We start from the raw sequence: 25913 nt of genomic DNA, 5'->3' as shown, positions 1-25913 counted from the left end.
GAAGTAGCGCATTCCACGAATCCACGTCATTCGGTCAGTGCCGCGGCCAAATTGTCGGTGGCCGCTATCAACCAGTTCGGATCACCGTGCCGTCGTCCCCACAGCGCTTCGCGAACCGCCCCGGCCTGGGTCCAGCGGCGGGCTCGATCGGTGTCGATCTCGGCTGCCGCGCAATAGATATTCAGGAGCCGGAGTACGCCCGCCCGCAAATCCGTTGTGCGCAGCAGGGACTCGAATCGGGGGCTGCGAATTACATTGAGCGCGTCCTGTGCCGGATCGCCGACCTGGCCCTTGGGGTCGATGGCGAGCCACGGCTCCCGGTTCGAGGCCAGGATATTGCCGTCGTGCAGGTCACCGTGGACGAGCAGGTTGGGCTGGCTCGGACCGAGTTCGCGCAGGGTGGCGATGGCGGCGTCCAGGACCGCGCCCGGTATGGGGTCATCGAATTCGGCTGCGGTGGAGAGCATCTCGTGCTCCCAGCGGGCCACTCGATCGGAGAGTCGCGGTAGTGCGAAGGGCGGCTCGATCGCCAATCGATGTGCGAGCCGCCCTTGGATTTCCACGGCTCGCTCCGGATCGCGCACCGTGGCGAGGGTACGAAACTCCGCGCGCTCCAACAGCATCGCGAACCGCCGGTCATCGCGTTCGAGCAGGTGCAGCGCTCCCCGCCCGTCCCACGCGGCATAGGCGTCCGGCTCGTGAACGTTGCCCGGATGCGGGAAGGACACCTTCATCACCGCGGCCGTCGATCCCCGCCGCACCGGGACCACCACCCCGACCATGCCGTGCAGTACCGGCCCGTCGAGGACACATCGCCAGCGCCGCATCAGTTCCGCCACCGTGCCCGGCAGGCTCGCGATCCACGCCTTCCCGGCATCCCCCTCCCGCGCGATCGTGCTGTGCGCGAATCCCTCCGGAATATCGATCATGAGACGCCGGACTTGCAGATGCACAACGCGGGCTCGGGAACGCTAGGCATTTCCCAATAGTAGGGAAATACCCGGCGTGGAACCGTTGTGCATATGACGACGCAATGGCGCGCGGTCTCCTCGGCACGAGGGGGCACCGGGCGGTTCACCGCCCGAGGCGGGTGGATTCCGATGGCGATCACCCTGGTGATCGCCGTGGTGCTGGCGGTGCTGCCGTCCGGCCGCGCACAGGGCGCTCCGATTCTCGGGCCCGCGTTGCCCGCGCCCGCCGGATTCGGTTTGCCCGAGGGATACGTGCCGAGTCCGAGTCCCTATCAGACCGGGTACGACATCGCGCAGAACGTGCGTATGAGCGATGGCGTCGACTTGCACGCCTCGATCCGCTATCCGCTGGATCCGGCGACCGGACAGCCCGCGAAAGGGCCCTTCCCCGTTGTACTTTCGGTGACACCGTACGGCGCGTACAACGGGCTGCTGGTATCCGCGATCGGCGGGGTGTTCGAGGAATACAACCTGCCGGTGCCGGGCGATCTGGGCGGGGTGATCAACTCGGTGTCGCAGGAGGTGAGCGCACCGGTCGATCTGGTGAATCGCGGCTACATCAATGTGATCGCCGATGTGCGCGGCACCGGGGCGTCGAATGGCCAGTGGTCGCCGATCAGCGATCGCAATGCCCAGGACATCAAGGAATTGGTGGATTGGAGTTCGCGGCTGCCGAATGCCAGCGGCAAGGTCGGCATGTTCGGCTATTCGTTCCCGGGTGTGGAGGCCATGCACGCCGCAACCACGATCGGTGAGAATTCGCCATTGAAGGCGATTTTCGCGATGAACACCGATTACGACCTGCTCCAGGATGTGCTCGGGGACGGGCAGTGGGCGCCGTTGATCTCGCTGTTCGTGGTGATCTGGCCGGGTCTGTGGTTGCAGTACGCGAATCTGTGGGAGGCGGCGCTGGTGGAACCGCAGCGCGCCCTGGGCATTGTCATCGATCGGCTGCGGGGTCTGATCGGCGACAATGGCCAGGGCGTACTGGGAATCGCGGCGAATCTGCTGACCACGGGGCTGAACGCGGACAATTCGATTATCGGGCCGCGGCTGCTGTCGAACGATATCGCCGAGATCGTGCACAACGATGTGGCGGTGTACGCGGTCGGCGGTGATGCCGATATCTTCCAGGGCGCGACGTTCAAACTCTATTCGGCATTGCAGAACGCCGCCGCCGGGCGCGACCCGTACGGTCCGATGCCCGCGAACGCGAAACCCGATCCGCGCTATCAGATCCTGCAGGGACCGTGGCCGCATGTCACCACCGGTTTCGCGCCGACGGGGCGCATCCGCACCGAGGAGCACACCGCGGCCTGGTTCGATCACTGGCTCAAGGACATCGACAATGGCGTCGATCGAAACAGCCGTCCGCTGAACGTGATCGACGCCAACGGCAACGCACTCAGCACGAACGCCTATCCCTTCGCCGAGACCACGCCGACCAGCTACTACCTCGACGGCAATCAACTCTCGACCAGTCCGCCACCGGGCGATCAAACGCCGGACCGCTGGGACTACTCGCTGATCAACAACCCGTGCAGTCGAGAGTTCAGCAAAGCCACCGGCGGCATCCTGGACTTCGTGCTCAATCTGCTGTCCCTGGGCACTCTGCACGACCCGTGCGCGCAGACCGAGATCGGCCCGCAGCACGGATTGACCTACACCACAGCGCCATTCGATCAGGCCATGACCCTGGCCGGTCCGATCACCGCGGACCTGTTCGCCAGTTCGACCGCCACCGACGCCGCCTTCGATATCGCGCTCGAGGACGTCACCCCCGACGGCACCGTCCGCCAGCTCACCGAAGGCGCGCTCACCGCCACCCGCCGCGCCGTCGACGAGGACCGTTCCTGGCGCACCGCCGACGGCACCCTGTACGCCGTCGTCCACCAGAACACCTCCACCTCGATCCAGCCGTTGATTCCGGGCGAGGTCACCGAATTCCAGGTCCGAATCTTCCCCACGGTGCAGCAACTCGACCCGGGCCACAGTCTCCGAATTCGCGTCTCCAGCAGTAACTTTCCCGCCACCATGCCCCACCCCCTGGATATCCCCGGCCTACTCGGCTCCACCGTGAATATCGAACACTCCGCCCGCTTCCCCTCGAAAGTCGTGCTCCCGCTGGCACCCGCGAGCGCGTCCGCCTGGCGATAGCGAATCCGGCGAGTGCTGAGACACTGTCCAGGTGAACAGCACTCGCCGGGATCGGGCACTGGCGTCGCTGCGCGGACTGGCCGTGGGCGACGCCTTCGGCGCGTGTTTCGACGATCCGATCACTCACCCCGCGTTGCGGTCTCGCTCGTTACTGCCCGGTCCGTGGCTCTGGACCGATGACACCGAGATGGCGTGCTCGATCTTCGCCGTTCTGGACGCGCACGGCCGGATCGATCAGGACGCGCTGGCGCGGTCTTTCGCCGAGCACTACGACATCTACCGGCGGTATGGCCCGGGCACCAGCCGCATCCTGCGACTGATCCGCCAAAAGGGTGAGCCCTGGCGGGAACTCGCGGCGCGGGCGCGCGGCGGTGGTGGATCCTGGGGCAATGGCGCGGCCATGCGAGTCGCACCGCTGGGGGCCTACTTCGCCGACGATCCGGATCGTGTCGCGGCCGAGGCCGCCGCCTCCGCCGAGGTCACCCATACCCACCCGGATGCGGTGGCCGGTGCGATAGCGGTGGCGGTGGCGGCTGCCCTCGCGGCCGCTCAGCCGCGGGTGCGAGGCGATGACCTGCTTACCGCGGTCGCCGCCCGCACACCGTCGGGACCCGTTCGCGAGGCCATTCTGCGTGGGCGCGATCTGGGCGATACCGATACGGCGGCAATGGAATTGGGTGTCGGGCACAAGACCTCGGCGCTCGATACCGTCCCGTTCTGCCTATGGGTTGTCGCCCGCCACGGCGATGCCTTCGATCGGGCATGTTGGACGGCAGCGGGTGCCGGCGGTGATATCGACACCACCTGCGCGATTATCGGCGGGATCCTGGCTGCCCGATCGGATCCGAATATTCCTCCGCCACAGTGGCTTTCGCGGTGTGAGCCGTTGCCGGGGTGGGCGACGGCAGGAACAGGCTCAGCACGACCGCGGGCAGGGGCATGACGCACAGGGCGGTCAGGACGGCTTGGGGGCCGTGCCGGTCGGCCAGCGCGCCCAGGATGGGGACGAACAGGCCACCCGCGCTGACGGCCAGGCCGAGCGTCACGCCCGAGGCGGTGCCGGGTTTGGTGGGCAGATAGTCCTGGCCGAGTTTGACCAGCACCGCGAACGGGATATTGACGGTGATCCCGACCAGTACGGCGGGCAGTAGCGCGAGTTCGGGGCTGGGCGTGACCCGGAGCAGGACGAACGCGGGAATGGCCGCGGCGCTGCCGAATTGGATGGTGCGGAGCATGCCGACCCGGTCGGCGAGGCGGCCGCCGGTCAGGGTGCCCAGGACGCCGCCGATGAGGAATGCGGTCAGCGCCAGGCCACCCAGCGCCTGCCCCGAACCCAGATGGTTGATCCAGTACAGGGCGATGAAGGTGTTCACGCCGAAGAAGATCACCGAGCGGACCACCTCGACGGCGGTGAGCAGCAGGAACGGGGCCCAGCGGTCACGGCCGTCGATGGTGGTCGCCGCGACGGGCTTGCGTTGCTGCCGTTGCTGATATCGCCACAGCACGAACCCCATCAGTGCGGCGGGCGGGATGAACAGCGCGGTCGCGCCGACGCCGAGCGACACCAGCGCGGGCGTCGCCAGCGCCGGGGCGAGGAAGAATCCGATGCTGCCGCCCGCCGCGAACAGACTCATCGCGGTCGCGCTGGATCCCGCGTCCCGGCGCGCGTCCCGCCCGGCGGCGGGATGGAACGCGGCGATCCCGAGTCCGGACAGCAGTAGCAGCAGCCACACCATCGGATAGGTCGGCGCGATCCCCGAGAGCCCCGCGCCGAGTCCCGCGAGCGCGAGTCCGGTGGGGGCCATCCAGGTCAGTCGCCAGCGATCGGCGATCAAGCCCAGCAGTGGTTGCGGCAGTGCACTTCCCAGCGTCGCGGCCAGCGCCAATCCGGAGGCGGCGACGTAGCTGTAGTCCCGTTCCAGCACGAAGAACGGAATGCTCGCGGGCACCAGTCCCTGATAGAAGTCGTCCACCGCGTGCGCGATCACCCAGTGCCGCATGCGTTTCCACGCCGACAGCACCGAATCCCGTTGCTCGACGCCGATTTCCGTACTCGGCATGATTGCCCCTTCCTCGATATCCGAGGATCAGCGTAGAAATTCCGGATGCTGTCCGGCTTCCGATAATGTGCCGAAGTATGTCGATAATCGGTCACTACGATTCGGAGCCCACCGCGGCGCAGCACCTGCGCGGTGGCGCGCGGATCGATCGGCATCGCCATCACGAGCATCAGATCGTCTATCCGAGTTCGGGCGCGGCCGAGGTGCATACCGAACTGGGCCGCTGGATCGCCCCCGCCGATCGCGCGGTGTGGATTCCGGCGGGCTGCTGGCACGAACACCACTTCCACGGCCCCACCCGATTCCACTGCGTCGGCTTCACACCCGCAGGTGCGGCCGATCGCACCACCCCGGCGGTGATCACCGTCCCGCCGCTGCTGCGCGAGCTGATCATCGCCTGTTCGGATCCGGGGGAGTTGCCCGCCGATGAACTCGCCCGCCTGCGCCGGGTGCTGCTCGACCGCATCCGCCGCAGCCCGGATCAGGAATTACAACTCCCCGCCGCCGTCGACGAACGGCTGCGCGCCGCCTGCGCCCTGGTCGAATCCGATCTCGCGATCCCCTGGTCGCTGCCCGCGCTGGGCCGTCGAGTAGGTGCGAGCGAACGCACCCTGGCCCGCCTGTTCCGCACCGAATTCGCGCTCACGTATCCGCAGTGGCGCACCAGACTGCGCCTGCACCATGCCATCCAACTCCTGGCCGCCGACACCTCGGTAACGGCCGTGGCGCACCGCTGCGGCTGGTCATCCCCGAGCGCTTTCATCGATGTCTACCGCCACGCGCTGGGCCACACGCCCGGCGCCCGCACGCGAATGACGCCGCACCGCTGAGTCGTTCACCACCCGGCGGGTGCCGCGGGCTCGCGCAAGGCCGACACTGGGAGGATGAATGATCTCGTGGTGCACCGGGTCGGGCGTGGGCCGGAGGTGGTGCTCGTGCACGGGGGCGCGGGACCCCGAGCCACCTGGGCGGGAATGGAATCGCTCGCGGAGCGCTGGACGCTGCTCTCGGTGTATCGGCGCGGATTCGAGCCGAGTCCGCCGGTGCGCGGACGGCATGATTTCGAGGTGGACGCGCAGGATCTCGCCGCCGTATTCCAGGGCCGCCCGCATGTGGTCGCGCATTCCTACGGGGTACTGGGCACACTGCTCGCGGCCGTGCGGGATCCCGCGAGCGTGCGATCGCTGACCCTGATCGAGCCGCCGCTGTATTTTCTCGCGCCCACCGATCCCGAGGTGGTTCGGCTGAAATACCTCGGCGATACCGTGCTGACCGATGGGCTGGACGCGGAACCTGATTCGCTGCGCGAGTTCCTGACCCTGTCCGGAGCCCCGGGGATCGGCGCGGGCAGTCTGCCGGAGTCCGCACGGGCGGCGGTGCGGCGTGCACAGCACGCCCGGCTACCCGGAGAGATTCAACTGGATCTGGACGTGCTGCGCCGCAACGGTATTCCGGCGCTCGTCGCCTCGGGAGCGCATACCGCCGGCCTGGAGCGAATCTGCGACGCGCTCGCGGCGGCCCTGTCGGCGGAACGGCTGATCGCACCCGGTGCCGGTCATTTCGTCGCGGCGGCACCGGGTTTCACCGATCGGCTGGAGCGGTTCCTTACGGCGTCCCGAACCATTCGGTGAGGGCCGCGCGCAGCGATTGTGCTGCGCTGTCGGCGGATTCGTCGATGGTGGCCGCCCAGGCGACGCAGGCGTCCGGGCGGATGAGCAGGGCGTCGGCGGGCCGGTCATGGGTTTTGCCGGAGTGGATATCGACGCGGTCCGCCCATTCCCGGGCGACCGCGCGGAGTTCCGGACGATCGGCGAGATCGAGCAGGACGGGCCGGGCGGTGCGCATGAGTTCGGCGACCCCGGTCGTGCCCTGATCGGTGTGCACTGTCAGATCGGGTGCGAACAAGCCGGTCAGGGCATGCCGCACCGTCATCGGATAGCGAATATCGCCGCCGGAGATGAACGCGCCCATGCGCCGCAGCGCCTGATCATCGGAGAACACCTCCTCGAGTACCGCGCGCAGGGCGTCGGCGGCCGCGTCCTGTCCGCGTCGCAGCGCCACCTGGGCCCGGCTGTGCAGCATGGTCCGCTCGCCCGCGAGGTGCCGTTCGGTGTGATAGCTGTCCAGCAGGCCAGCCGGCGCCCAGCCGTCGATGGCGGCGGCCAACTTCCAGGCCAGATTGACCGTATCGAGCATGCCCGCGTTCAACGCGATACCGGTCGTGGGGAACTGGTGCGCGGCATCGCCCGCCACCAGAACCCGGCCCGCCCGATAACTGTCCGCCAGACGAGCTTGGAAAGTGAAGCGCGACAGTCGAGTAGGACTCCCGAAGGGCAGCTCCACACCGAGCACCCGGCGCACGCTGTCCCGCACCTCGGCCAGCGGCATCGGCTCATCGCCGTCGTATTCGGTGAGATCGTCCTCGGTGGTGAAGATGCTGATCGGGGTGCCCGGCGCGGCCGGGCCGAACGCGAACACGCCGCGATCGGTTCGGGTGTAGCCCCACGCGGTGCGGCCGAGTCCGGGGATATCGATATCACCGTTGTCGAAGATGGTCACCGAATCGTCCAGCAGCACCGTCGCGAACCGGTTGACCTCGGGATAGGTGACGCCGGGGAACACGATCGCGGCCATATCGCGGACCCGGCTGCGCCCGCCGTCGCAGGCGACCAGATAGCGTCCGGTCACCCGGTAGGTTCCGTCCGGGCCGTGCACCTCGGCGGTGACGGTCTCCGCGTCCTGATCGACCGCGACCACGGTGTGCCCGCGCCGGATCTCGGCCCCGAGTTCGATGGCGCGTTCGGCGAGCACATCCTCCACCCGCGCCTGCGGGATGGGCAGCGCGCTCATCGGCGACTCCGCGAGCTGCGCGAGATCGATATGCACTCCGCCCCAGGGCAGCCGGGGCGCGATGTGCAGCTCCCCGCCCGCCGCCTCGAAGCGATCGAGAATGCCGCGATAGCGCAGCAGTTCCAGAATCTGCCCGCCGAGTCCACTGGCCTTGGGCGTATCCCGGCGCGCGGGCTGGCGCTCGAGCACCAGCGGCCGCGCTCCGGCCAGCCGCAATTCCGCAGCGAGCATCAGGCCCGTCGGTCCGGCGCCCACGATGATCACGTCGGTGTCAGTCACTCGTAACTCCCATTTCCACAGCAGATTTCGGCTCAGGTCAGCGATTCTGCGCTATCGGCGGGGTCTTGCGGCAAGCCCCCGTATGGGATATATGTTGGAAGGGGCAAAGAGCGGGCAGTTAATCGCTCGCATCCCATTCCGAAGCATCGCACCGCCGAATCAGCCTGGCGCGGATCCCTTTTCGCCCGCGAGACTGCGCGCCAGCGTCGCCTGCAAACCCCCGATCGTGTACGTGGTGATCCAGTCCACCAGTTCGGGCCCGGTGATCTCGACCCGATGCGCGACCCGGCTCGCCTCGATCGCCGAACCCCACATGAGCGCCGCCAGCACCGGGCCGAGCGGCCCCGGATCGCGATTGTTGCGCCGCAGGGTGTCCTCCACGACCGTGGCGATGGCGTCGATGAGGGTGTCCAGCAGTCCGTGCCCGAGTTCGGGATCCGGCCCGTCGCCGTTCATGACCGCGCCGACCACCGCCGCACCGTGCGGATGCTCCTCGCCGTAGCGCAATCCCGCACCGAGTGCGGCCTGCACCATCTCGGAAAGCTCACGCCCGGGCAGGGTTTCGTACACCGGCAGCAGCGTGGCCTGCATGACCTCGGCCTCGCGCCGGAAGAGCCGCCGGAACAGCTCGGGTTTGGAGCCGAAATGCGCGTAGAGCGTCGGCTTGGTCGAATTCGCCCGGCGCGCAATGGCATCCATGCTCGCGGCGCGATAGCCGTGTTCGGCGAAGACCGCGCAGGCGGCGTCGAGGAGTTCGTCATCGGTGGGGCGGCGCTGTGTGGGTGGCATCGGAAGCAGCGTATCGCCTGGTGAGAATGCTTTACTTTGAAGTAAAGCTATGCGAGGGTTGTCCGCGTCACACCGGCGGTATCGATGTGACGCACAACAACTTTGGAAGTACTGGTGGTACGACGTGGCTCTCCCACACTGGCGAATCCTGATCGGCGCTCTATCGGTCGCGGCGGTCGCGGTATTCGCGCCACCGACGCACGCCGATGATCCCGGGGGAGTGAGCGCGCCGGGCTGGGCGGCGGATTGGCAGCAGCTCACCTATCCCGGCATGACCGTCGAGCATGATGTTCCGATTACCATGAGCGATGGAATCGTGTTGAAGGCCAATGTGTATCGGCCCGCCGATGATCAGGGCCATGCGATCGAGACCCCGTTTCCCGCCATCGTCACCATGACCCCGTACACCAAATTGATGAGCGATCTGAGCGCCGAATCCAAGGGCGCGATGGCGGGCCAGATGGGCATCACACCCGAACTGGTGCGCAGCGGTTACGTCGAGGTGGTCGCCGATGTGCGCGGCACCGGATTCTCCGAGGGCGTCTGGGACGTACTCGGCCCGCGCGAACAGGCCGACACCCTCGAGGTCATCGATTGGGCCGCACGCCAGCCGTTCTCGGACGGGCGCATCGGCATGTCCGGCGCGTCCTATCTCGGCATCACCGCGGTGCAGGCGGCCGCGCATCGCCCGCCCGCGCTCAAAGCGATCCTGCCGATCATTCCGGGCTCGGATCTGTTCCGCGATATCGTCGGCACCGGCGGCGCGATCGGCATCGGATTCATGCCCATGTGGCTGAGCATCGTCAACGGCACCAAATGGCTGCCCGATCTACAGGCGTTGCTACAGGGGCGATTCGACGCCAAATGGCTTTCGGACCGACTCGCCGATCCGGCGACGCTGCTACCGCAGCTCTTCGACGCGCTGACCGTCTCGGACCTGTCCAGTCTGCCCCCGGCCACGGTCGATCTCGCGGGTTACAGCCGGTGGTATCGGGAACGGCAATCCGATCCGACCCAGATCACGGTGCCCACCTTCGTGGTCGGCGGCTGGCACGACATCTTCGCCTACAGCGAACCCCGCATCTACGACGCCATTCCACTGCCGCCGGGGCAGAAGCAACTCGTCATGGGCAACGGCTATCACGTCACGGCCACCGCCGATTTCGGCAAGCCCACCGCACCGCCGGTGGTTCCGGCCCTGCAACGTGCCTGGTTCGACAAGTGGCTCAAGGGAATCGACAACGGCGTCGACGGCTACGGTCCCGTCACGCTCTTCCAGCAGGGCGGCGGCTGGAGCGCCGCGGACACCTTCCCGCGCGGCGGCGTGAACTACGAACGCCGTTATCTCACCGCCGATTCCAGCGGCACCGCACCGCATGCCATTGCCGACGGCAGTCTGAGCAGTGCGCCCCCGGCCACATCCGCGGAGCTCACGGTCGCGCCCGGGGTGCGCGGGCTGTGCTCACGGCAGGCCTCCGAGGGCACCGCGGGATTGACCCTGATCCTGGGTTCGGGGTGCGAATGGGATTCGCGTTTCGCCGAAGCCGAGGCGCTCACCTTCACCACCCCGGCGGCCGCGGCCCCGACGGCGCTGTCCGGGCAGATGAATCTGCACCTGAATACGATCCTGGACGCCACCGACGGTTTCTGGGACGTCTCGGTCAACGATGTCGCCCCCGACGGCACCTCGACGGTGATCTCCAGCGGTCAACTCACCGCCGCACTGCGTGCGGTGGATCCGCAGCGCAGCTCGCGCAGTGCGAACGGCGACTATATAGAGGCATACCACCCACTGGACGTCACCGCCCGTGACCTGCAAACCCCCGGTGTGCCAACGGCTCTCGACATCGGCCTGCTCGCCACCGACGCGATCATCCAGCCCGGCCATCGCCTGCGGATAGATATCTATGCCGCGAGCATTCCGCGCGCCCTGCCGATCGGGGTGACCGCTCGCGACAGCGGATACCGGCCCCAGCACATCCGGCTGGACCCGGCCGACCCCAGTTTCGTCAATCTTCCGATCCAGGGTCGGCCCGGTCTGTGAGCCCTATTCGATGCCGAGGGTGACCTCGGTCGATTTGATCAGTACCTTCACCGCGGTGCCGTCGGCGAGCCCCAGATCGTCTACGGCGTCGCGGGTGATCGATGAGGTGATCTCGTCGCCGCCATTGAGTCGAATGCGCACCACCGCCATCGCCTCACCGCGGGTAATCGAAATGACGGTGCCATCGAGCTGATTTCGTGTACTCAGTCGCATGCGCCGGACTGTACGCAGCACTGTCCGTTCGGTGTGGGAGGTGCGATGCGAATACCCCGTGCGTCGAAGTTCCCTGGAAATTCTCAGTTTCGGGGGAGAATGGCCAGGTCATCGGCGCGAGTAAGCGATGATCGGACGAATGCGCCGATCCGCCCACGCCGCGACATCGGCATTTGACCCAACCGGGTGCGGCGAACGCGCCGGATACCTGGAATAGTTGGTGCGGCAACGCACTGGACCAAAGCGAAAGCGGGGATGTTGGTGACTTCGACTGATGGTGTGAGCGGGGTAAGTACGGTGAAGGACGCGCCGCCGCCGAACACCCTCGAGCGCGATGTCCAGACCCTGGAAAAGGCGATCTACGAAGTCAAACGGGTGATCGTCGGTCAGGATCGGCTGGTCGAACGGCTGCTGGTAGGTGTGCTCGCGCGCGGTCACGTGCTGCTCGAGGGCGTGCCCGGTATCGCCAAGACCCTGGCCGTGGAGACCTTCGCAAAGGTGGTGGGCGGCAGCTTCTCCCGCGTGCAGTTCACCCCGGACCTGGTGCCCACCGACCTCGTCGGTACCCGCATCTACCGGCAGGGCCGCGAGGAGTTCGATACCGAACTCGGCCCGGTCGTCGCGAACTTCGTACTCGCCGACGAGATCAACCGCGCGCCCGCGAAGGTGCAGTCGGCACTGCTCGAGGTCATGGCCGAGCGGCACGTGTCCATCGGCGGCAAGACCTACCCGATGCCCGATCCGTTCCTGGTCATGGCGACCCAGAACCCCATCGAGAGCGAAGGCGTGTACCCGCTGCCCGAGGCGCAGCGCGACCGCTTCCTGTTCAAGGTGGTCGTGGACTATCCCTCCGTGGAGGAGGAGCGCGAGATCATCTACCGGATGGGCGTTACCCCGCCCGCGGCCAAGCCGGTGCTCGATCCGGTCGAGCTGGTCCGGTTGCAGAAGGTCGCCGCCAATACCTTCGTGCACCACGCCCTGGTGGATTACGTGGTCCGGGTCATCGCCGCCACCCGTAAGCCCGCCGATTTCGGTATGCACGATGTGGCCGGGTGGATCTCCTACGGTGCCTCACCGCGTGCCAGCCTGGGCATCATCGCCGCCGCGCGCGCCGTGGCGCTCATCCGCGGCCGCGATTACGTGGTGCCGCAGGATGTGGTCGAGGTGATCCCGGATGTGCTGCGGCACCGCCTGGTGCTCTCGTACGACGCACTGGCCGACGAGGTTTCGCCCGATGACGTGATCAAGCGCGTCCTGCAGACCGTTGGCCTGCCGCAGGTCGCCCCGCAGGCCGTCGCCCCGGGTGGCGCGCCCGCGCCGATGCCCGCCGCGCCGCCGGTCATGGGTCCGCAGGGCGCACCGCAGGGTGCCCCCGGGATCCCGCAGCCGCCGCAGGGTATTCCGCAGCCGCCGCAGGGGATTCCGCAGGCCCCTAACGGTCAGGTGCCCGGGATTCCCGGCCAGCCCCAGCCCAAGTGAGGCGAGGCCCGGATTCGGTTGCGCCCGTGACGATCTCAAATCCCAGTGGTTCCTCACACGCCCCACCCTCGTTCCGGCAGGGTGAGCTGACAGACCCGCGTCTGGCGGCGGCGTTGAAGACCCTCGAACTCACCGTGCGCCGTCGTCTGGACGGCGTGCTGCACGGTGATCACCTCGGCCTCATCCCCGGCCCGGGCTCGGATGCCGGTGATGCGCGCATGTATCAGCCGGGTGACGATGTGCGCCAGATGGATTGGTCGGTCACCGCCCGCACCACGCACGCGCATGTGCGCCAGACCATCGCGGATCGCGAGCTGGAGACCTGGCTGGTGGTGGACCTGTCCGCCAGCCTCGACTTCGGCACCGCGCTGTGCGAGAAACGGGATCTGGTGGTGGCCGCCGCGGCCGCGGTCACCCATCTGACCAGCGGCGGCGGCAATCGGATCGGTGCGGTCATCGCCAATGGCGAACAGCTGATTCGCATTCCGGCCCGCAGCGGTCGCGTGCACGCGACCTCCATGCTGCGCAAGATCGCCACCACCCCGCACGCCCGCGACGGTGTGCGCGGCGATCTGCAGGGTGCGATCGAATCGCTGCGCCGCCCGCAACGCAAACGCGGTCTGGCCGTGGTCATCTCGGATTTCCTCGGCGATATCGATTGGCAGCGTTCACTGCGCGCGATTTCGGGCCGGCACGATCTGCTCGCGGTCGAGGTGCTCGATCCGCGCGATATCGAGCTGCCCGATCTCGGCGATGTGGTGCTGCACGATCCGGAAACCGGGCGCACTCGCGAATTCAGTGTGACCCCCACCCTGCGCGCCGATTACGCGAATGCCGCCCAGCGTCACCGCGAACAGGTGGAGCTGGCATTGCGCAGTTGCGGTGCGCCGGTGATGGAATTGCGTACCGACCGGGATTGGATCACCGATGTGGTCCGATTCGTGTCCACCCGGCGCCATACCTTCGGCGCCTCGAATGCCGGGCGGGTGCCACGACAGTGAGCCTTTCGAATTTCACGCACACCTGGTGGCTGGGCTTCCTGGCCGTGGTGGCGCTCATGGCGCTCATCTATGTGCTGGTGCAGCAGCGCAGACGCCGGCATGTGCTGCGCTTCTCGAATATGGAGATGCTGGAGAAGGTCGCGCCGAGCCGGCCCGGCTGGTTCCGGCACGCACCGGTGGCGCTCATGCTGGTCGGGCTGATCCTGCTGACGTTCGCCGCCGCCGGTCCGACCGCCGCCAAGAAGGTGGCGCGCAACCGCGCCACGGTGATCCTGGTGATCGACGTATCGCTGTCCATGGAGGCGACCGATGTGCCGCCGAGCCGAATTCAGGTGGCCAAGAAGGCCGCCAAGGAATTCGCGGACGGTCTGACCCCGGGCATCAATCTGGGTTTGGTCACCTTCGCCGGTACCGCATCGGTGCAGATGTCGCCGACCACCAATCGGCAGGCGGTCAAGGCCGCCATCGACAATATGAAGCTGGCCGAGCGCACCGCCACCGGTGAAGGCATTCTCACCGCGCTGCAATCGATCGACACGCTCGCATCGGTGCTCGGTGGCGCGGAAACCCCGCCGCCCGCCCGCATCGTGCTGATGTCCGACGGTAAGCAGACCGTCCCGGATGACAAGGACGTCGACAATCCGCGCCACGGCTTCACCGCCGCGCGACTGGCGAAGGAGAAAGGTGTTCCGGTATCGACGATTTCGTTCGGTACGACCTGGGGCACCGTCGAGATTCCGGATCAGGACGGCAAAGGCTCACAGCGGGTACGGGTTCCGGTTGATGACGATTCACTGCGCGAGATCGCCAAGTTGTCCGGCGGTGACTTCTACACCGCCTCCAGCCTGGAAGAATTGAACGCCGTCTACGACACTCTCGAACAGCAAATCGGGTACGAGATGACGATGGGTGACGCCAGCAGGCCCTGGCTGATCTTCGGTCTGCTGGTGACCGCCGCCGGTGTGGTGACCGCACTGCTCTATCGTCAGCGTCTGCCGTAAATCGGTACCGCGCGCCGAGTCCCGAACACGAACAGATAGGTTTCCCTCTATGTCGAACATCACATCCCGGTCGGTACTGGTGACCGGCGGCAACCGCGGAATCGGTCTCGCGGTGGCACAGCGTCTGCTCGCCGACGGTCACAAGGTCGCCGTCACGCATCGCGGTTCGGGTGTGCCCGAAGGTCTCTTCGGCGTGAAATGCGATGTCACCGATTCGGAGTCGGTGGACCGCGCGTTCGCCGAGGTCGAGGCGCACCAGGGTCCGGTCGAGGTCATCGTCGCCAATGCGGGCATCGTGGACAACACCCTTTTCATGCGGATGGGCGAGGACTCGTTCACCAAGGTCATCGACGCCAACCTCACCGGTGCGTGGCGAGTTGCCCAGCGCGCCAACCGCAATATGCTCAAGGGCCGCTGGGGCCGGGTCATCTTCCTCGGCTCGGTCGTCGGCCAGGTCGGCGCGCCCGGCCAGGTCAACTACGCCGCGGCCAAGGCCGGTCTGGTCGGTATGGCGCGCGCCATCACCCGTGAGGTCGGCAAGCGCAATATCACCGCGAACGTGGTCGCCCCCGGCCTCATCGATACCGATATGACCCGCGAGGACATGACTCCCGAAATGCGGGAGAAGGCACTCGAATTCATTCCCGCCGGTCGCATCGGCCAGGCCGAGGACGTCGCCGCGGCGATCAGCTTCCTCGCCTCCGACGACGCGTCCTACATCTCCGGGGCCATCATCCCCGTCGACGGCGGTATGGGCATGGGCCACTGAGCTTTTCAACCACTTTTCAACGAGGAGAACCAAACAACCCATGAGTGGATTGCTTGCAGGCAAGACCGTTCTCATCACGGGCATCATCACCGATTCGTCCATCGCTTTCCACGCGGCCGCGGTCGCGCAGGAGCAGGGCGCCAAGGTGATCATCACCGGTATTCCGGAGCGGCTGCGGCTGATCGACCGGATCGCCAAGCGCCTGCCGAAGGAGGTTCCCCCCGCCATCGGCCTCGATGTCACCAATGAGGAGAACCTGGGCGAACTGGCCGGGAAGCTGGCCGAACTCGCGCCCGAGGGTGTGGACGGCGTGCTGCACTCCATCGCCTTCGCCCCGCGCACCCTGATGGGTCCCGAGGCCAAGCCGTTCCTGGAGGGCCCCGGCCCGGATGCCGCCAAGGCGTTCGAGATCTCGGCCTGGAGCTACGCCTCGCTGGCGCGCGCCGTGCTCCCCGCCATGAACGAGGGCGGCTCCATCGTGGGCATGGACTTCGATCCGCGCACCGCCATGCCGTACTACAACTGGATGGGTGTGGCCAAGGCCGCGCTGGAGTCGGTGAACCGGTATGTGGCGCGAGAGGTGGGCGAGGCCAAGCGGATTCGCTCCAACCTGGTCGCCGCGGGTCCGATCAAGACCCTCGCCGCCAAGGCCATCGCGGGCACCGCCACCGATGACGCCAAGCAGCTGAACATGCTGAACACCTACTGGGACGGCGCTTCCCCGATCGGCTGGGATGTCGACGACCCGACCGTGGTGGCCAAGTCCGTGGTGACCCTGCTGTCCGATTGGCTGCCGGGCACCACCGGTTCGATCATCTATGTCGACGGCGGAGCCAGCCACAACACCTGGTTCCCCGCCGACGGTTTCAACAACTAGCTGAAGGAGATCCGGCAGTGGTAGTGCAGCATCCCGGCATCGACGCCGCGGAACCCGCTACTGATGAAGTGGACGCACTACTGCTGCTGTCCTTCGGCGGCCCCGAGCGCCCCGAAGACGTGATGCCGTTCCTGGAGAACGTCACTCGGGGCCGGGGCGTACCGCCCGAACGCCTCGCCGAAGTCGCCGAACACTATCTGCACTTCGGCGGGGTCTCGCCGATCAACGCCTTGAATCTGGACATCATCAAGGCGGTCGAGGCCGAATTCGCTTCGCGCGGAATCGATTTGCCGGTGTACTTCGGCAATCGCAATTGGCATCCGATGGTGGAGGACACCGTCGAGGGTATGCGGGTGGACGGAATCCGTTCCGCCCTGGTGTTTCCCACCTCGGCATGGGGTGGGTATTCGGGTTGCCTGCAATATCACGAGGACATCGCCCGGGCGCGCGCCGATGTGCTGAACGCGCCCGAATTGGTGAAGCTGCGACAGTATTTCGATCATCCACTGCTCATCGAATCGGTGGCGGACGGAATTCGCGCGGCGGTGGAATCGCTGCCCGGCGACCGGCGTGCCGATGCCCGGCTGGTCTTCACCGCGCATTCGATTCCCGTCTCGGCCGATATCGCCTCCGGTCCGCCGGGGGAGCAGGGGCTGTACAGCCGCCAGATCGCCGAGGCCGCTCGACTAGCCGCCACCGCAACGGGTTTCGGTGAGTACGACGTGGTCTGGCAGTCCCGGTCGGGACCGCCGCAGGTGCCGTGGCTGGAGCCCGATATCGTCGATCACCTGGACGCGCTCGCGGTGCGCGGGGTGCGGGCGGTCGTGGTGTGCCCGATCGGGTTCGTCTCCGATCATCTCGAGGTGATCTGGGATCTCGACAATGAGGCGAAACAGCGTGCGGCCGAACTGGATATGGCCTTCGCGCGCGCCGGAACCGCCGGTGCGGATTCGCGCTTCGCCCGGATGGTGGTCGACCTGGTGCAGGAGCGGCTCACCGGTGCCGAACCGGTCAAGCTGAGTGATATGCCCAGCCTGGGCTGCACCCGCAATGGAATGCCCTGTGTCCCGGGCTGTTGCGAGTTGCCCCCGCGTCCGCAGCGGTAGCGGCGCGTCCGCGGCGATCGGGGAATTTCTCCGCGCGGCTGATGCTTGGATGCAGGCATGACAAGTGCTGATTTGCTGGTCGACGCGTTCGGCCGGGTCAAGGAGAATGTGCACGGCGCGGTCGCTGGTCTGACCGATGCACAGCTGTCGGAGCAACTGGAGGCCGGTGCGAATTCCATCGCCTGGCTCATCTGGCATCTCACCCGGGTGCAGGACGACCATATCGCCGATGTCGCGGACCTGGAGCAGGTCTGGACCGCGCAGGGGTGGGCCAAGCGCTTCGATCTCGACTTCGATGACACCGCAACGGGTTACGGCCATGATTCCGCCGATGTAGCCAAGTTGTCCGGTATCTCGGCGGAGCTGCTGCTCGGCTATTACGACGCCGTGCACGAGCAGACCATCGGATATGTCTCCGGGCTGGTCGACGCCGATCTGCCGCGCATTGTCGATACGCGGTGGGATCCGCCGGTCACCTTGGGCGTGCGGCTCATCAGCGTCGTCGATGACGATATTCAGCACTCCGGTCAAGCCGCATTTGTCCGCGGTGTCCTGTTGCGTCGGAGCTGAGACCCTCACCGCCCGCACGGGCCCGGTCAAATGTATTGTGTCGCAGGTGGACAGGGCTAATGGTGGTCGCGTAGAGCGTGACCGAGGTGTCGGTGCCGGTAACTCCCGTGGGACGGCGACCAAGAAACGCGCGCTGGGCGCCCCCGACTACTTCGTCTGGGCGCCGGTGCTCAGCCTGTTCCTGGCCGCCGGTATCTGCATGACCATCGGGCAGTCCATGTCGCTCGCGGTGGTGCTGGTCGTGATCGCCGTGGTCATGGTCGTGCTCGATATGTGGATCAACCGCTAGCTATTTCAGGACGTTCACCGCGCGGGCGATCACCAGGCTCACGGTGATCAGCGAAATCCCGGACTGCACCATCATGGTGAGTTTGGCCCATCGCGACATCGGCATCACATCGGTGGGGCTGAACGCGGTCGCATTGGTGAACGACAGATACAGGTAATCCAGGAACTGCGGCTCCCATTCCGGATCCGCCAGGTCCGGATTCTGCATCTGTACGAACAGGAAATCCGGATACGGTTTGCGCGCGTGCGCCCGCGCGGCGGGCCCGCCCCGATCCAATTCCCAATACCAGAGCGCGAATACCAGGAAATTCGACAGCCATACCGCCACTCCCGATCCGAGCAGTCCGGCGGCGTTATTGCTGACCTGTCCGTCGATCAACCCCCGCACCAGGTTCACGACCGCCCAGATCATGGCGAACGCGAGCAGACCCATCAGCACCAGTCCGACCCGCCGCAGCCACACCTCCTCGCGGTCGATGCGAAACGGACTGGCCGCGAACAGGATCAGCAGCAGTGCGAAGCCGATGCCGGGCACCGTCCACCACTGCCCCAACCGCAGCCAATCCGGCATGACCGCCTGCAACACCAGGAATCCGACCATCGCCGCGGTGGCCAGCCACCGCGATTCTCCCGCCGTCCGCCGCGCCCACGCGGGTACCTGGTCATCGGCGCTGTCGTTCTGCGAGCTGGTCACCGCAGCAGTATCACCCGGCGATTCGCCCGGACCGCGCAACGACCCAACGAATGACGTCGCCGATGCGGCGGATCAGCCATTGGGCAGGATGACGGCGCGGCCGTTGATCTTCCCGGCGTGCAGGCGCTCATACGCCAGCGGGGCGTCGTCGATGGCGAAGGTTTCGACGTGGACCTCGACATCGCCCGCGTGGGCTATATCGAGTACCTCGATGAGTTCGGCACGGGTGCCCCAGTACGGGGAGGTCACGGTCGTCTCGTAGGGGAGGGCGCCGAAACCGACCGCGACGCGTCCCGCGCCCAATCCGACCAGGGTGATATCGGATTCGATCGCGGCGGCGCCGGCGGCGATATCGGCGGTGGCGGGCGCACCGACGAAGTCGAGCACCAATTCCGCGCCCCGGCCGCCCGTGAGCGTTCGAATATGTTCCACCGCAGTGGAATCCGAGAGGAGAGCTTCGTGCGCGCCGACCTGGCGGGCGAGCTCGAGCTTGTCGTCGGATACGTCGAGGGCGATCACCCGGGTCGCGGACATCGCGCGCAGCAGCTGGATCGCCACATGGCCCAGGCCGCCCGCGCCGAGCACGACGGTGGTGCTGCCGGGCACCAGTTTGGGCAGGGAACGTTTGATCGCGTGATACGGGGTCAGGCCCGCATCGGTCAGGGCCACATTGCGGACCGGATCGAGGTCGCCCAGGGGCACCAGATGCCGGATATCGTCGACGATCATGTACTCGGCGATCGCGCCGGGCGCGCCGAGGCCCGGTGGGAAGATCTTCAGCTCCCGGGCTCGCAGACAGTAATTCTCTTTTCCGACAGCGCATTTGGCGCACGCACCGCAACCCCAGGGACCGTAGACGGCCATTGCCGCACCGATCTCGACACCCTTGACGCCCGCACCGAGCGCGGCGACGGTGCCCGCGCCCTCGTGGCCGAGGGTCAGCGGCAGCGGGAATTGGATGGCCTCGGCGGGCAGGCTCATGATCGCGATGTCGGAGTGACACACCCCGGCGGCGGTCATCCGCAGCAGGATCTGACCCGGCCCCGGTTCCGGATCGGGCAGGGTCACGACCTCCGGCGCTGATCCGACTGTTCGGTACTGCACGGCCTTCATGCGGTCCTCCTCTTCCGAGTGACTTTCCGCGGGCGTGACTATCCGTTCGGGGTTGCGCTATTTCCGAGCATAGTTCGGGTCGGCCGGTGGTTCGGCGAGGGCGAGGCTGTTGCCGTCCGGATCGAGGACTTCGACGTGGCGGACGCCGTTGCCGTACGTGTCGAGGGGGCCGTAGGGGATATCGTGCGCCGCCAAGCGGGCGAGGGTGTCGTCGAGGTCGGTGACGGCGAGGGTGACCATCGCGCCGCCGACTCGCTGGGCGCGCATGTCACGATCGTCGACGACGATCCAGGCGTCCGCGCCGATCTGCCAGAGCGCTTCCAGGCCGACGGTCCGGTCGGGCGGGCGGCCGAAGAAGATCTCGTACCAGCGGATGGCTTCGATTCGGTCGCGCACGCACATGATGGTGAAGAGTTCCATCGCCCACTTCCTGTCCACGGTGTCGAAGGTTGGACCGGCCGCGGGCGCGAATTTCATCGGTGGGCGACGGGATCGGGTGCGCATCGGCTCGGGCGCGCGGTCGCACAGTGTTGTATTCACGGCGAGCGGAACTGTCGTCTTCGCAGGTGGTGGGGTCGTAGCTTCACCGGGTATGACGACCGAGCTGCCTGAAGATCCCACCGCCGACTGGAGTTTCGAAACCAAGCAGATCCATATCGGGCAGTCGCCCGATGGCGCGACCGGCGCCCGGGCGCTGCCGATCTATCAGACCACCTCGTACGCCTTCCGCGATACCGCGCACGCGGCCGCGCTGTTCGGGCTGGCCGAACCGGGGAACATTTACACCCGCATCATGAATCCGACGCAGGACGCGGTGGAGCAGCGGGTCGCCGCGCTCGAGGGCGGTGTGGCGGCGCTGTTGCTGGCCTCGGGGCAGGCGGCGGAAACCTTCGCGATTCTGAATATCGCGGGCGCGGGCGATCACATCGTGTCGAGTCCGCGGCTGTACGGCGGTACCTACAATCTGTTCCGGTACACGCTGCCCAAGCTCGGCATCGAGGTGAGTTTCGTCGAGGATCCCGATGACCTCGAGCAGTGGCGGGCGGCGATTCGCCCGAATACCAAGGCTTTCTACGGTGAGACCATCTCCAACCCGCAGAACCACATTCTGGACCTGACCGGGATCTCCGAGGTCGCGCACGGTTCGGGCATCCCACTGATCGTCGACAACACCGTCGCCACCCCGTATCTGATCCAGCCGTTCGCGCACGGCGCGGACATCGTCGTGCACTCGGCGACCAAATACCTGGGCGGCCACGGCACCGCCATCGGCGGCGTCATCGTCGACGGCGGCACCTTCGACTGGCGCTCGGGCCGTTTCCCCGGCTTCACCGAACCCGACCCGAGCTACCACGGCGTCGTCTACGCCGACCTCGGCGCACCCGCCTACGCCCTCAAAGCCCGCGTCCAACTCCTGCGCGACCTCGGCTCCTCCATCTCACCCTTCAACGCCTTCTTGATCAGCCAGGGCCTGGAAACCCTCAGCCTGCGCCTGGAACGCCACGTCGCCAACGCCCAGGCGGTAGCCGAATTCCTCACCGCCCGAGCCGAAGTCACCACCGTCTCCTACGCGGGCCTGCCCTCCTCCCCGTGGTACGACCGCGGAAAGCAATTGGCCCCCAAGGGCGTAGGCGCCATCATCGGCTTCGAACTCGCCGGCGGCGTAGACGCAGGCAAACGTTTCGTAGAAGCCCTCACCCTCCACAGCCACGTAGCCAACATCGGCGACGTCCGCTCCCTGGTAATCCACCCCGCCTCCACCACCCACTCCCAACTCACCCCGGAAGAACAACTCGCAGCGGGCGTAACCCCCGGCTTGATCCGCCTGGCCGTCGGCATCGAAGGCATCGACGACATCCTCGCCGACCTCCGCGCCGGCTTCGCCGCCGCATCCTGAAAGCGGTACCGCGAGATTCCGATTCCCCTCTCCGGCACGAGGGCGACTGCTATCGGTCGCCCTCGTTTCGCTGTGCGCCGCGTCCCTGTTCGAGATGAGATGAGGCGAGAAACTTTGTCGGACTTGTGATCTAAGCTTCGGCTCGTGTCTGTGAATATCGATCTCACCTTCGAGATCGGCGGCCTGGCGGATATGGCCGCGGTGAAAGCTGTTGTGCCCGCGGTTCGCCGACTGCTCGACAGCGAACGCATCGATTCGATGAGCGGGAGGATCCGCCCCAGCGCGAAGGGCGGATTTTCGGTGTCGTGTGAGTCCGACTACGCCTTGAGCGTGAGCCGTTCCTATCAGTGGTGTCCCGAGTTCGAGCAGGCGCTCGCGGAGTGCGTTCGACAATTCGCGCCGACGGCCGATGTCCAGGTGTACTGGGATTATCGGGATGAGGACTGACCGCGATGATCAGTTGGGTTTCCGGTTACTTCGGTAACTACGGTGGCGCGGTGTGGCTCGGCGATAGGAAACGGTTCGCCAAAATCGAGCGCACCGACGGCGTCGATGTCTACGCGTCCCTGTCCGTTCCAGCCACGGCCGAGGATACGGCTCGCATCGCGGCGGTGGTGGCCGAGCAGCCGGAGGAGATGTGGCATCGGTACGAGACGGACCCGGATATCGAGGACACCTGGTGGACGTGCTGGCAGGTAGGCGAGGGTGCGGCGGTGCGCGCGGATCGTGACGCGGTGATCGCATCGGTGTTCTCGGTGCTGCGTGCGGGATACGGCGTCGAGTACCCGAGTGTCGTCGGGTGGGCGGAGATTGTTCCGATGCCCGGCGATCCGGAGTTGACCACCTGCAGTCCGAGTCGTTCCGGCGCACCCGCGAACTGCACCGGCTGGGACGACTTCGAGCGTCGCCTCGGCTGGGTGCTCCAGACACTTCCCGAGGACTGGGCGGTGAATCTCGAAGTTTCGGGCGCTCAACGCCGCTACCAGCAGATCTGGCGCAGCCGAGATGTGTTGTACGCCTCGGTATTCGATGCGACGGCGATCGGCTCCACCAGCGCCGATCACGACCGCGAGATGGCCGGGCTGGGCTGGACGCACCGGGAGATCCACTGGTGGAAGGGCGTGGCGACGGTCGCCGACGCGGGAAACCTGTCCGGCCGAATCGTGCGGACCTTCCGTGAGGTATTCGCGATCGATGGACCCGAAGCCCTTGCCCACCGCGGATTTCGCAGCATGCCGAATGCGGATGTGCTGGATTACCTCGATGCCGAACTCGGGTTGCCTCGGTCCACCGTGCTCACCCGCCCATAGCCGATAGGTCGTTCGATGAATCACGAAAACACCACCGCGCCGGACGATATGGCGCCGCGTACCGGCGTGGAACTCGTCATATCCGGTGACCACGAAATGACATTCACCTCGCTGACCCGCGACGACCTGCTCTTCTGGGTCACGCAGCTGGACTTCTTCTCCAACCCGTTCCTGGTCCTGTCCCGGCCCGGTATCGACAATGTCTTCATCCAGACGCTATTGAGCGGAAACGAGTACACCCTCGACGTTCGTACCGGGCCCTCCGATCATCAGCAGATGTACGCCGAACTCCGCGATCCAGACACGGTCACCCAACTTCTGTGGGACTGGATATCCGGCGACTGGCACCGGCTCAACGAACTGACCTGGACAAATACCTTTTGATTGGTGGAACTGTCTCCTGCGACTTCTACCCAGTTCTGCGGTGCTACAGGCGGCCTGGCTGTGACCAGCCGAGAGCGTTCGCAGGCTGTAGAACTAGTCCCGTTTGAACGTGAGGAATAGCCCTGAGTAGGTCTGCGCATTGGTGCCCGGCACGATCGAATGAAGCTCCCAGCCTTTCGAGACCATGTCGTTGATCGTCCTGGTAGCGTTCGGGACTTTTATCGGGGTGGCGCTGATGCTACTGGTAGAGAGGGCATCTGCCACCCACAGAACCTCGTACATTGGATGGAAGATACTCGGTCGTTGATGCCGGCACCGCGTGGCCGTGCTCGGGTCGCGGAGCTTCGAAGCGGTGCGTACACCAGTCAGACTCGAACCGATTTTCCCTGACACGACTGAGTGGAGCGAGACAAGCGGGCCGCTGAGGCAGCAGGGACGACTCCGCGGCCGGATCGTCGCGTCCTCGCCTCTGTTAGCTGATGCTGAATCGGCCGTGGTTCTTCACCCAACAACTAGTCAAGAGGGCGTGATGCTCATCAACGCGGGCGCGTAAGCGAATCCCCTCGGCAATCAGTGCCGGATAAAGCCGTCTTGGTCGTACGCGACGAGACCTTCGCCGCCAAACTCGCGAATCGCAATCGCACCTTTTTTGCTGTGCGGTCGAGGACCGGCGGAGACAGCGGACCGGGCTGCACCCCTGGCTTTTCTTGTCCAGTTGGTCGCGTGAAGTGCCGCAATAGGATTCGGGCGGTGCGGGGCTGTCGCGACGCGCCGCCCTTGATTCGCTCGCGGCCTCCAGATGGCCTGGAGGCGCGAACGGGAACGGTGCGCGGTCACTGCGATCCAGACGAATCAGCCGTTCGCCAGGCTGCGGGCGATGACCAGGCGTTGGATCTGGTTGGTGCCCTCGAAGATCTGGGTGATTTTGGCTTCGCGCATATAGCGCTCTACGGGGAAGTCTTGGGTGTAGCCGTAGCCGCCGAGGACTTGGACGGCGTCGGTGGTGACCTTCATGGCGGCGTCGGTGGCGATCAGTTTGGCGACGCTGGCTTGGCGGGAGTAGGGGAGTCCGGCGTCGCGGCGGCGGGCGGCGTCCAGGTAGGTGGCGCGGGCGGAGTCTACGGCGGCGGCCATATCGGCGAGGACGAAGCCGAGGCCCTGGTGGTCGATGATGGGGCGGCCGAAGGCTTCTCGGTCCTTGGCGTAGGCGATGGCGTCGTCGAGGGCGCGCTGGGCGATGCCGGTGGCTACGGTGGCGATGCCGAGGCGGCCGGAATCCAAGGCGCTGAACGCTATCGAGAGGCCCTGGCCGGGGTCGCCGATCAAGCGATCGGCGGGCAGGAAGGCGTCGTCGTACGCGGCGGTCGTGGTGGGGACGGCGCGCAGGCCCATTTTCTCCTCGGGCTTGCCGAAGGTCAGGCCGGGGGTGTCGGCGGGGACCAGGAAGCTGGAGATGCCGCGCGAGCCTTCGCCGGTGCGGGCGAACAGGGTGTAGTAATCGGCCTTGCCGCCGTTGGTGATCCAGGCTTTGCTGCCGGTGATGCGGTAGCCGCCGTCGGTTTCGGTGGCGCGGCAGCGTAATGCCGCGGCATCGGAACCCGCGTGTGCCTCGGACAGGCTGTACGCGCCGATCAGGTTGCCGGACAGCATCTCCGGGAGCCAGCGCTGCTTCTGCGCATCGGTGCCGTAGACGAACAGCGGGTGACAGGACAGGCTGTGCACGCTGACCGCGACCGCGACGGCCGCCCAGCGCGCGCCCAATTCCTCGAGCACCTGGAGATACACCTCGTACGGCTGACCGCCGCCACCGAACTCCTCCGGGTACGGCAGGCTCAGCAATCCGGCCTGGCCGAGCGCGCGGAACGCCTCGTCCGGATACCGCTCCTGCTTCTCGTACTGCGCGGAGATCGGCTCGAGCACCTTGTCCGCGATATCGCGGGTCAGCTCGATGAGGTCGCGGGCTTCGGGCGTGGGGAGCAGGCGGTCGACGGGCATGGCTTCCATTCTCCGAGGGGTCCGGACGGCGGCGCGCACGCCACCGGCATCAGCCTGCACATTACG

The 25913-nt window shown here is 66.5% G+C and carries 26 protein-coding genes and 1 pseudogene; 17 read left to right on the top strand and 10 right to left on the bottom strand.

Going from position 1 to position 25913, the window contains the following annotated elements; genetic code table 11:
* Positions 1 to 26: 26 nt before the first annotated feature.
* On the bottom strand, positions 27 to 929 hold the full coding sequence (locus ACFVUS_RS05945) for an aminoglycoside phosphotransferase family protein (RefSeq protein ID WP_387762037.1): 903 nt from the start codon (positions 927 to 929) through the stop codon (positions 27 to 29).
* A 93-nt stretch (positions 930 to 1022) separates the two neighbouring features.
* Here ACFVUS_RS05945 and ACFVUS_RS05940 point away from each other — a divergent pair, with 93 nt between their 5' ends.
* Together ACFVUS_RS05940 and ACFVUS_RS05935 are read left to right on the top strand one after the other, a co-directional pair.
* Positions 1023 to 3128 carry a CocE/NonD family hydrolase gene (locus tag ACFVUS_RS05940; protein ID WP_387762036.1) on the top strand — a complete coding sequence of 702 codons (2106 nt, stop codon included), beginning with the start codon at positions 1023 to 1025 and terminating at the stop codon, positions 3126 to 3128.
* A gap of 31 nt (positions 3129 to 3159) precedes the next feature.
* Positions 3160 to 3906, top strand: a pseudogene (locus tag ACFVUS_RS05935) (ADP-ribosylglycohydrolase family protein); the annotation flags it as partial.
* Positions 3907 to 3940: 34 nt separating this feature from the next.
* Here the strand turns inward: ACFVUS_RS05935 and ACFVUS_RS05930 are convergent.
* On the bottom strand, positions 3941 to 5188 hold the full coding sequence (locus tag ACFVUS_RS05930; protein ID WP_387762034.1) for an MFS transporter: 1248 nt from the start codon (positions 5186 to 5188) through the stop codon (positions 3941 to 3943).
* 77 nt (positions 5189 to 5265) lie between these two features.
* On the opposite strand from ACFVUS_RS05930, the gene ACFVUS_RS05925 reads away from it, so the two are divergent.
* The gene (locus ACFVUS_RS05925; RefSeq protein WP_387762033.1) at positions 5266 to 6018 is read left to right on the top strand and encodes an AraC family transcriptional regulator; all 753 of its coding nucleotides are present in this window, start codon (positions 5266 to 5268) and stop codon (positions 6016 to 6018) included.
* A 54-nt stretch (positions 6019 to 6072) separates the two neighbouring features.
* The gene (locus ACFVUS_RS05920; protein WP_387762032.1) at positions 6073 to 6819 is read left to right on the top strand and encodes an alpha/beta fold hydrolase; all 747 of its coding nucleotides are present in this window, start codon (positions 6073 to 6075) and stop codon (positions 6817 to 6819) included.
* Here ACFVUS_RS05920 and ACFVUS_RS05915 read toward each other — a convergent pair.
* Both ACFVUS_RS05915 and ACFVUS_RS05910 read right to left on the bottom strand, forming a co-directional pair.
* Entirely contained in the window at positions 6794 to 8317 is a 1524-nt protein-coding gene (locus ACFVUS_RS05915; protein WP_387762031.1) for an FAD-dependent monooxygenase, read from the bottom strand. The two genes, ACFVUS_RS05920 and ACFVUS_RS05915, sit on opposite strands and share 26 nt — an antisense overlap.
* 159 nt (positions 8318 to 8476) lie before the next feature.
* Complete coding sequence (locus ACFVUS_RS05910) at positions 8477 to 9106, bottom strand: TetR/AcrR family transcriptional regulator (RefSeq protein ID WP_387762030.1); 630 nt, start codon at positions 9104 to 9106, stop codon at positions 8477 to 8479.
* 124 nt (positions 9107 to 9230) lie between these two features.
* Here ACFVUS_RS05910 and ACFVUS_RS05905 point away from each other — a divergent pair, with 124 nt between their 5' ends.
* Positions 9231 to 11150 (top strand): CocE/NonD family hydrolase, encoded by a 1920-nt coding sequence (locus tag ACFVUS_RS05905; RefSeq protein WP_387762029.1) that lies wholly within the window; start codon positions 9231 to 9233, stop codon positions 11148 to 11150.
* 3 nt (positions 11151 to 11153) lie between these two features.
* On the opposite strand, the gene ACFVUS_RS05900 is transcribed toward ACFVUS_RS05905, so the two are convergent.
* The gene (locus tag ACFVUS_RS05900) at positions 11154 to 11363 is read right to left on the bottom strand and encodes a molybdopterin-binding protein (protein WP_375952566.1); all 210 of its coding nucleotides are present in this window, start codon (positions 11361 to 11363) and stop codon (positions 11154 to 11156) included.
* 255 nt (positions 11364 to 11618) lie between these two features.
* Here ACFVUS_RS05900 and ACFVUS_RS05895 point away from each other — a divergent pair, with 255 nt between their 5' ends.
* The 8 genes from ACFVUS_RS05895 to ACFVUS_RS05860 are packed head-to-tail and all read left to right on the top strand — an operon-like array spanning position 11619 to position 18455.
* Positions 11619 to 12842, top strand: coding sequence for an AAA family ATPase (locus ACFVUS_RS05895; RefSeq protein WP_387762028.1), 1224 nt, complete (start codon positions 11619 to 11621; stop codon positions 12840 to 12842).
* Between the two features lie 32 nt (positions 12843 to 12874).
* Positions 12875 to 13843, top strand: a complete 969-nt coding sequence (locus tag ACFVUS_RS05890) for a DUF58 domain-containing protein (RefSeq protein ID WP_387765422.1) — start codon at positions 12875 to 12877, stop codon at positions 13841 to 13843.
* Positions 13840 to 14844, top strand: a complete 1005-nt coding sequence (locus ACFVUS_RS05885; RefSeq protein WP_387762027.1) for a VWA domain-containing protein — start codon at positions 13840 to 13842, stop codon at positions 14842 to 14844. Before ACFVUS_RS05890 ends, ACFVUS_RS05885 begins: the two co-directional genes overlap by 4 nt.
* A gap of 49 nt (positions 14845 to 14893) precedes the next feature.
* A complete protein-coding gene (gene fabG1, locus ACFVUS_RS05880; RefSeq protein WP_387762026.1) occupies positions 14894 to 15613 on the top strand; it encodes a 3-oxoacyl-ACP reductase FabG1 in 720 nt (239 codons plus the stop codon).
* Positions 15614 to 15653: 40 nt separating this feature from the next.
* Positions 15654 to 16490 (top strand): NADH-dependent enoyl-ACP reductase InhA, encoded by an 837-nt coding sequence (gene inhA / locus ACFVUS_RS05875; protein ID WP_387762025.1) that lies wholly within the window; start codon positions 15654 to 15656, stop codon positions 16488 to 16490.
* Between the two features lie 23 nt (positions 16491 to 16513).
* Positions 16514 to 17596: a ferrochelatase gene (locus tag ACFVUS_RS05870; RefSeq protein WP_387765420.1), complete on the top strand. Its 1083-nt coding sequence runs from the start codon at positions 16514 to 16516 to the stop codon at positions 17594 to 17596.
* Positions 17597 to 17653: 57 nt separating this feature from the next.
* Positions 17654 to 18166, top strand: a complete 513-nt coding sequence (locus tag ACFVUS_RS05865) for a DUF664 domain-containing protein (RefSeq protein WP_387762024.1) — start codon at positions 17654 to 17656, stop codon at positions 18164 to 18166.
* Between the two features lie 46 nt (positions 18167 to 18212).
* Positions 18213 to 18455, top strand: a complete 243-nt coding sequence (locus ACFVUS_RS05860; RefSeq protein WP_387762023.1) for a hypothetical protein — start codon at positions 18213 to 18215, stop codon at positions 18453 to 18455.
* Here ACFVUS_RS05860 and ACFVUS_RS05855 read toward each other — a convergent pair whose 3' ends face one another.
* The 3 genes from ACFVUS_RS05855 to ACFVUS_RS05845 all read right to left on the bottom strand — a co-directional run bounded on the left by ACFVUS_RS05855 (position 18456) and on the right by ACFVUS_RS05845 (position 20681).
* Positions 18456 to 19148, bottom strand: a complete 693-nt coding sequence (locus ACFVUS_RS05855; RefSeq protein WP_387762022.1) for a hypothetical protein — start codon at positions 19146 to 19148, stop codon at positions 18456 to 18458. It lies immediately after the preceding gene.
* 72 nt (positions 19149 to 19220) lie between these two features.
* Complete coding sequence (locus ACFVUS_RS05850) at positions 19221 to 20261, bottom strand: NAD(P)-dependent alcohol dehydrogenase (protein WP_387762021.1); 1041 nt, start codon at positions 20259 to 20261, stop codon at positions 19221 to 19223.
* A 57-nt stretch (positions 20262 to 20318) separates the two neighbouring features.
* Positions 20319 to 20681 (bottom strand): VOC family protein, encoded by a 363-nt coding sequence (locus ACFVUS_RS05845; protein WP_387762020.1) that lies wholly within the window; start codon positions 20679 to 20681, stop codon positions 20319 to 20321.
* Positions 20682 to 20853: 172 nt separating this feature from the next.
* Between ACFVUS_RS05845 and ACFVUS_RS05840 the strand changes: the two genes are divergently transcribed.
* The 4 genes from ACFVUS_RS05840 (at position 20854) to ACFVUS_RS05825 (ending at position 23852) form a co-directional block, all read left to right on the top strand.
* Positions 20854 to 22158, top strand: coding sequence for a bifunctional o-acetylhomoserine/o-acetylserine sulfhydrylase (locus ACFVUS_RS05840; RefSeq protein WP_387762019.1), 1305 nt, complete (start codon positions 20854 to 20856; stop codon positions 22156 to 22158).
* A gap of 144 nt (positions 22159 to 22302) precedes the next feature.
* Positions 22303 to 22605 carry a hypothetical protein gene (locus ACFVUS_RS05835; protein WP_387762018.1) on the top strand — a complete coding sequence of 101 codons (303 nt, stop codon included), beginning with the start codon at positions 22303 to 22305 and terminating at the stop codon, positions 22603 to 22605.
* A 5-nt stretch (positions 22606 to 22610) separates the two neighbouring features.
* A complete protein-coding gene (locus ACFVUS_RS05830) occupies positions 22611 to 23468 on the top strand; it encodes a hypothetical protein (RefSeq protein WP_387762017.1) in 858 nt (285 codons plus the stop codon).
* A 15-nt stretch (positions 23469 to 23483) separates the two neighbouring features.
* Complete coding sequence (locus ACFVUS_RS05825) at positions 23484 to 23852, top strand: hypothetical protein (RefSeq protein ID WP_387762016.1); 369 nt, start codon at positions 23484 to 23486, stop codon at positions 23850 to 23852.
* Positions 23853 to 23945: 93 nt separating this feature from the next.
* Here ACFVUS_RS05825 and ACFVUS_RS05820 read toward each other — a convergent pair whose 3' ends face one another.
* Both ACFVUS_RS05820 and ACFVUS_RS05815 read right to left on the bottom strand, forming a co-directional pair.
* Positions 23946 to 24134, bottom strand: a complete 189-nt coding sequence (locus ACFVUS_RS05820) for a hypothetical protein (protein WP_387762015.1) — start codon at positions 24132 to 24134, stop codon at positions 23946 to 23948.
* Positions 24135 to 24704: 570 nt separating this feature from the next.
* A complete protein-coding gene (locus ACFVUS_RS05815; RefSeq protein WP_387762014.1) occupies positions 24705 to 25847 on the bottom strand; it encodes an acyl-CoA dehydrogenase family protein in 1143 nt (380 codons plus the stop codon).
* Positions 25848 to 25913: the final 66 nt, after the last annotated feature.

The sequence above is a fragment of the Nocardia sp. NPDC058058 genome, assembly GCF_042885355.1.
Classification (GTDB): Bacteria; Actinomycetota; Actinomycetes; order Mycobacteriales; family Mycobacteriaceae; genus Nocardia.
Note: the sequence above shows the minus strand (reverse complement) of the source record. Positions and strands in the feature narration are given on the sequence as shown.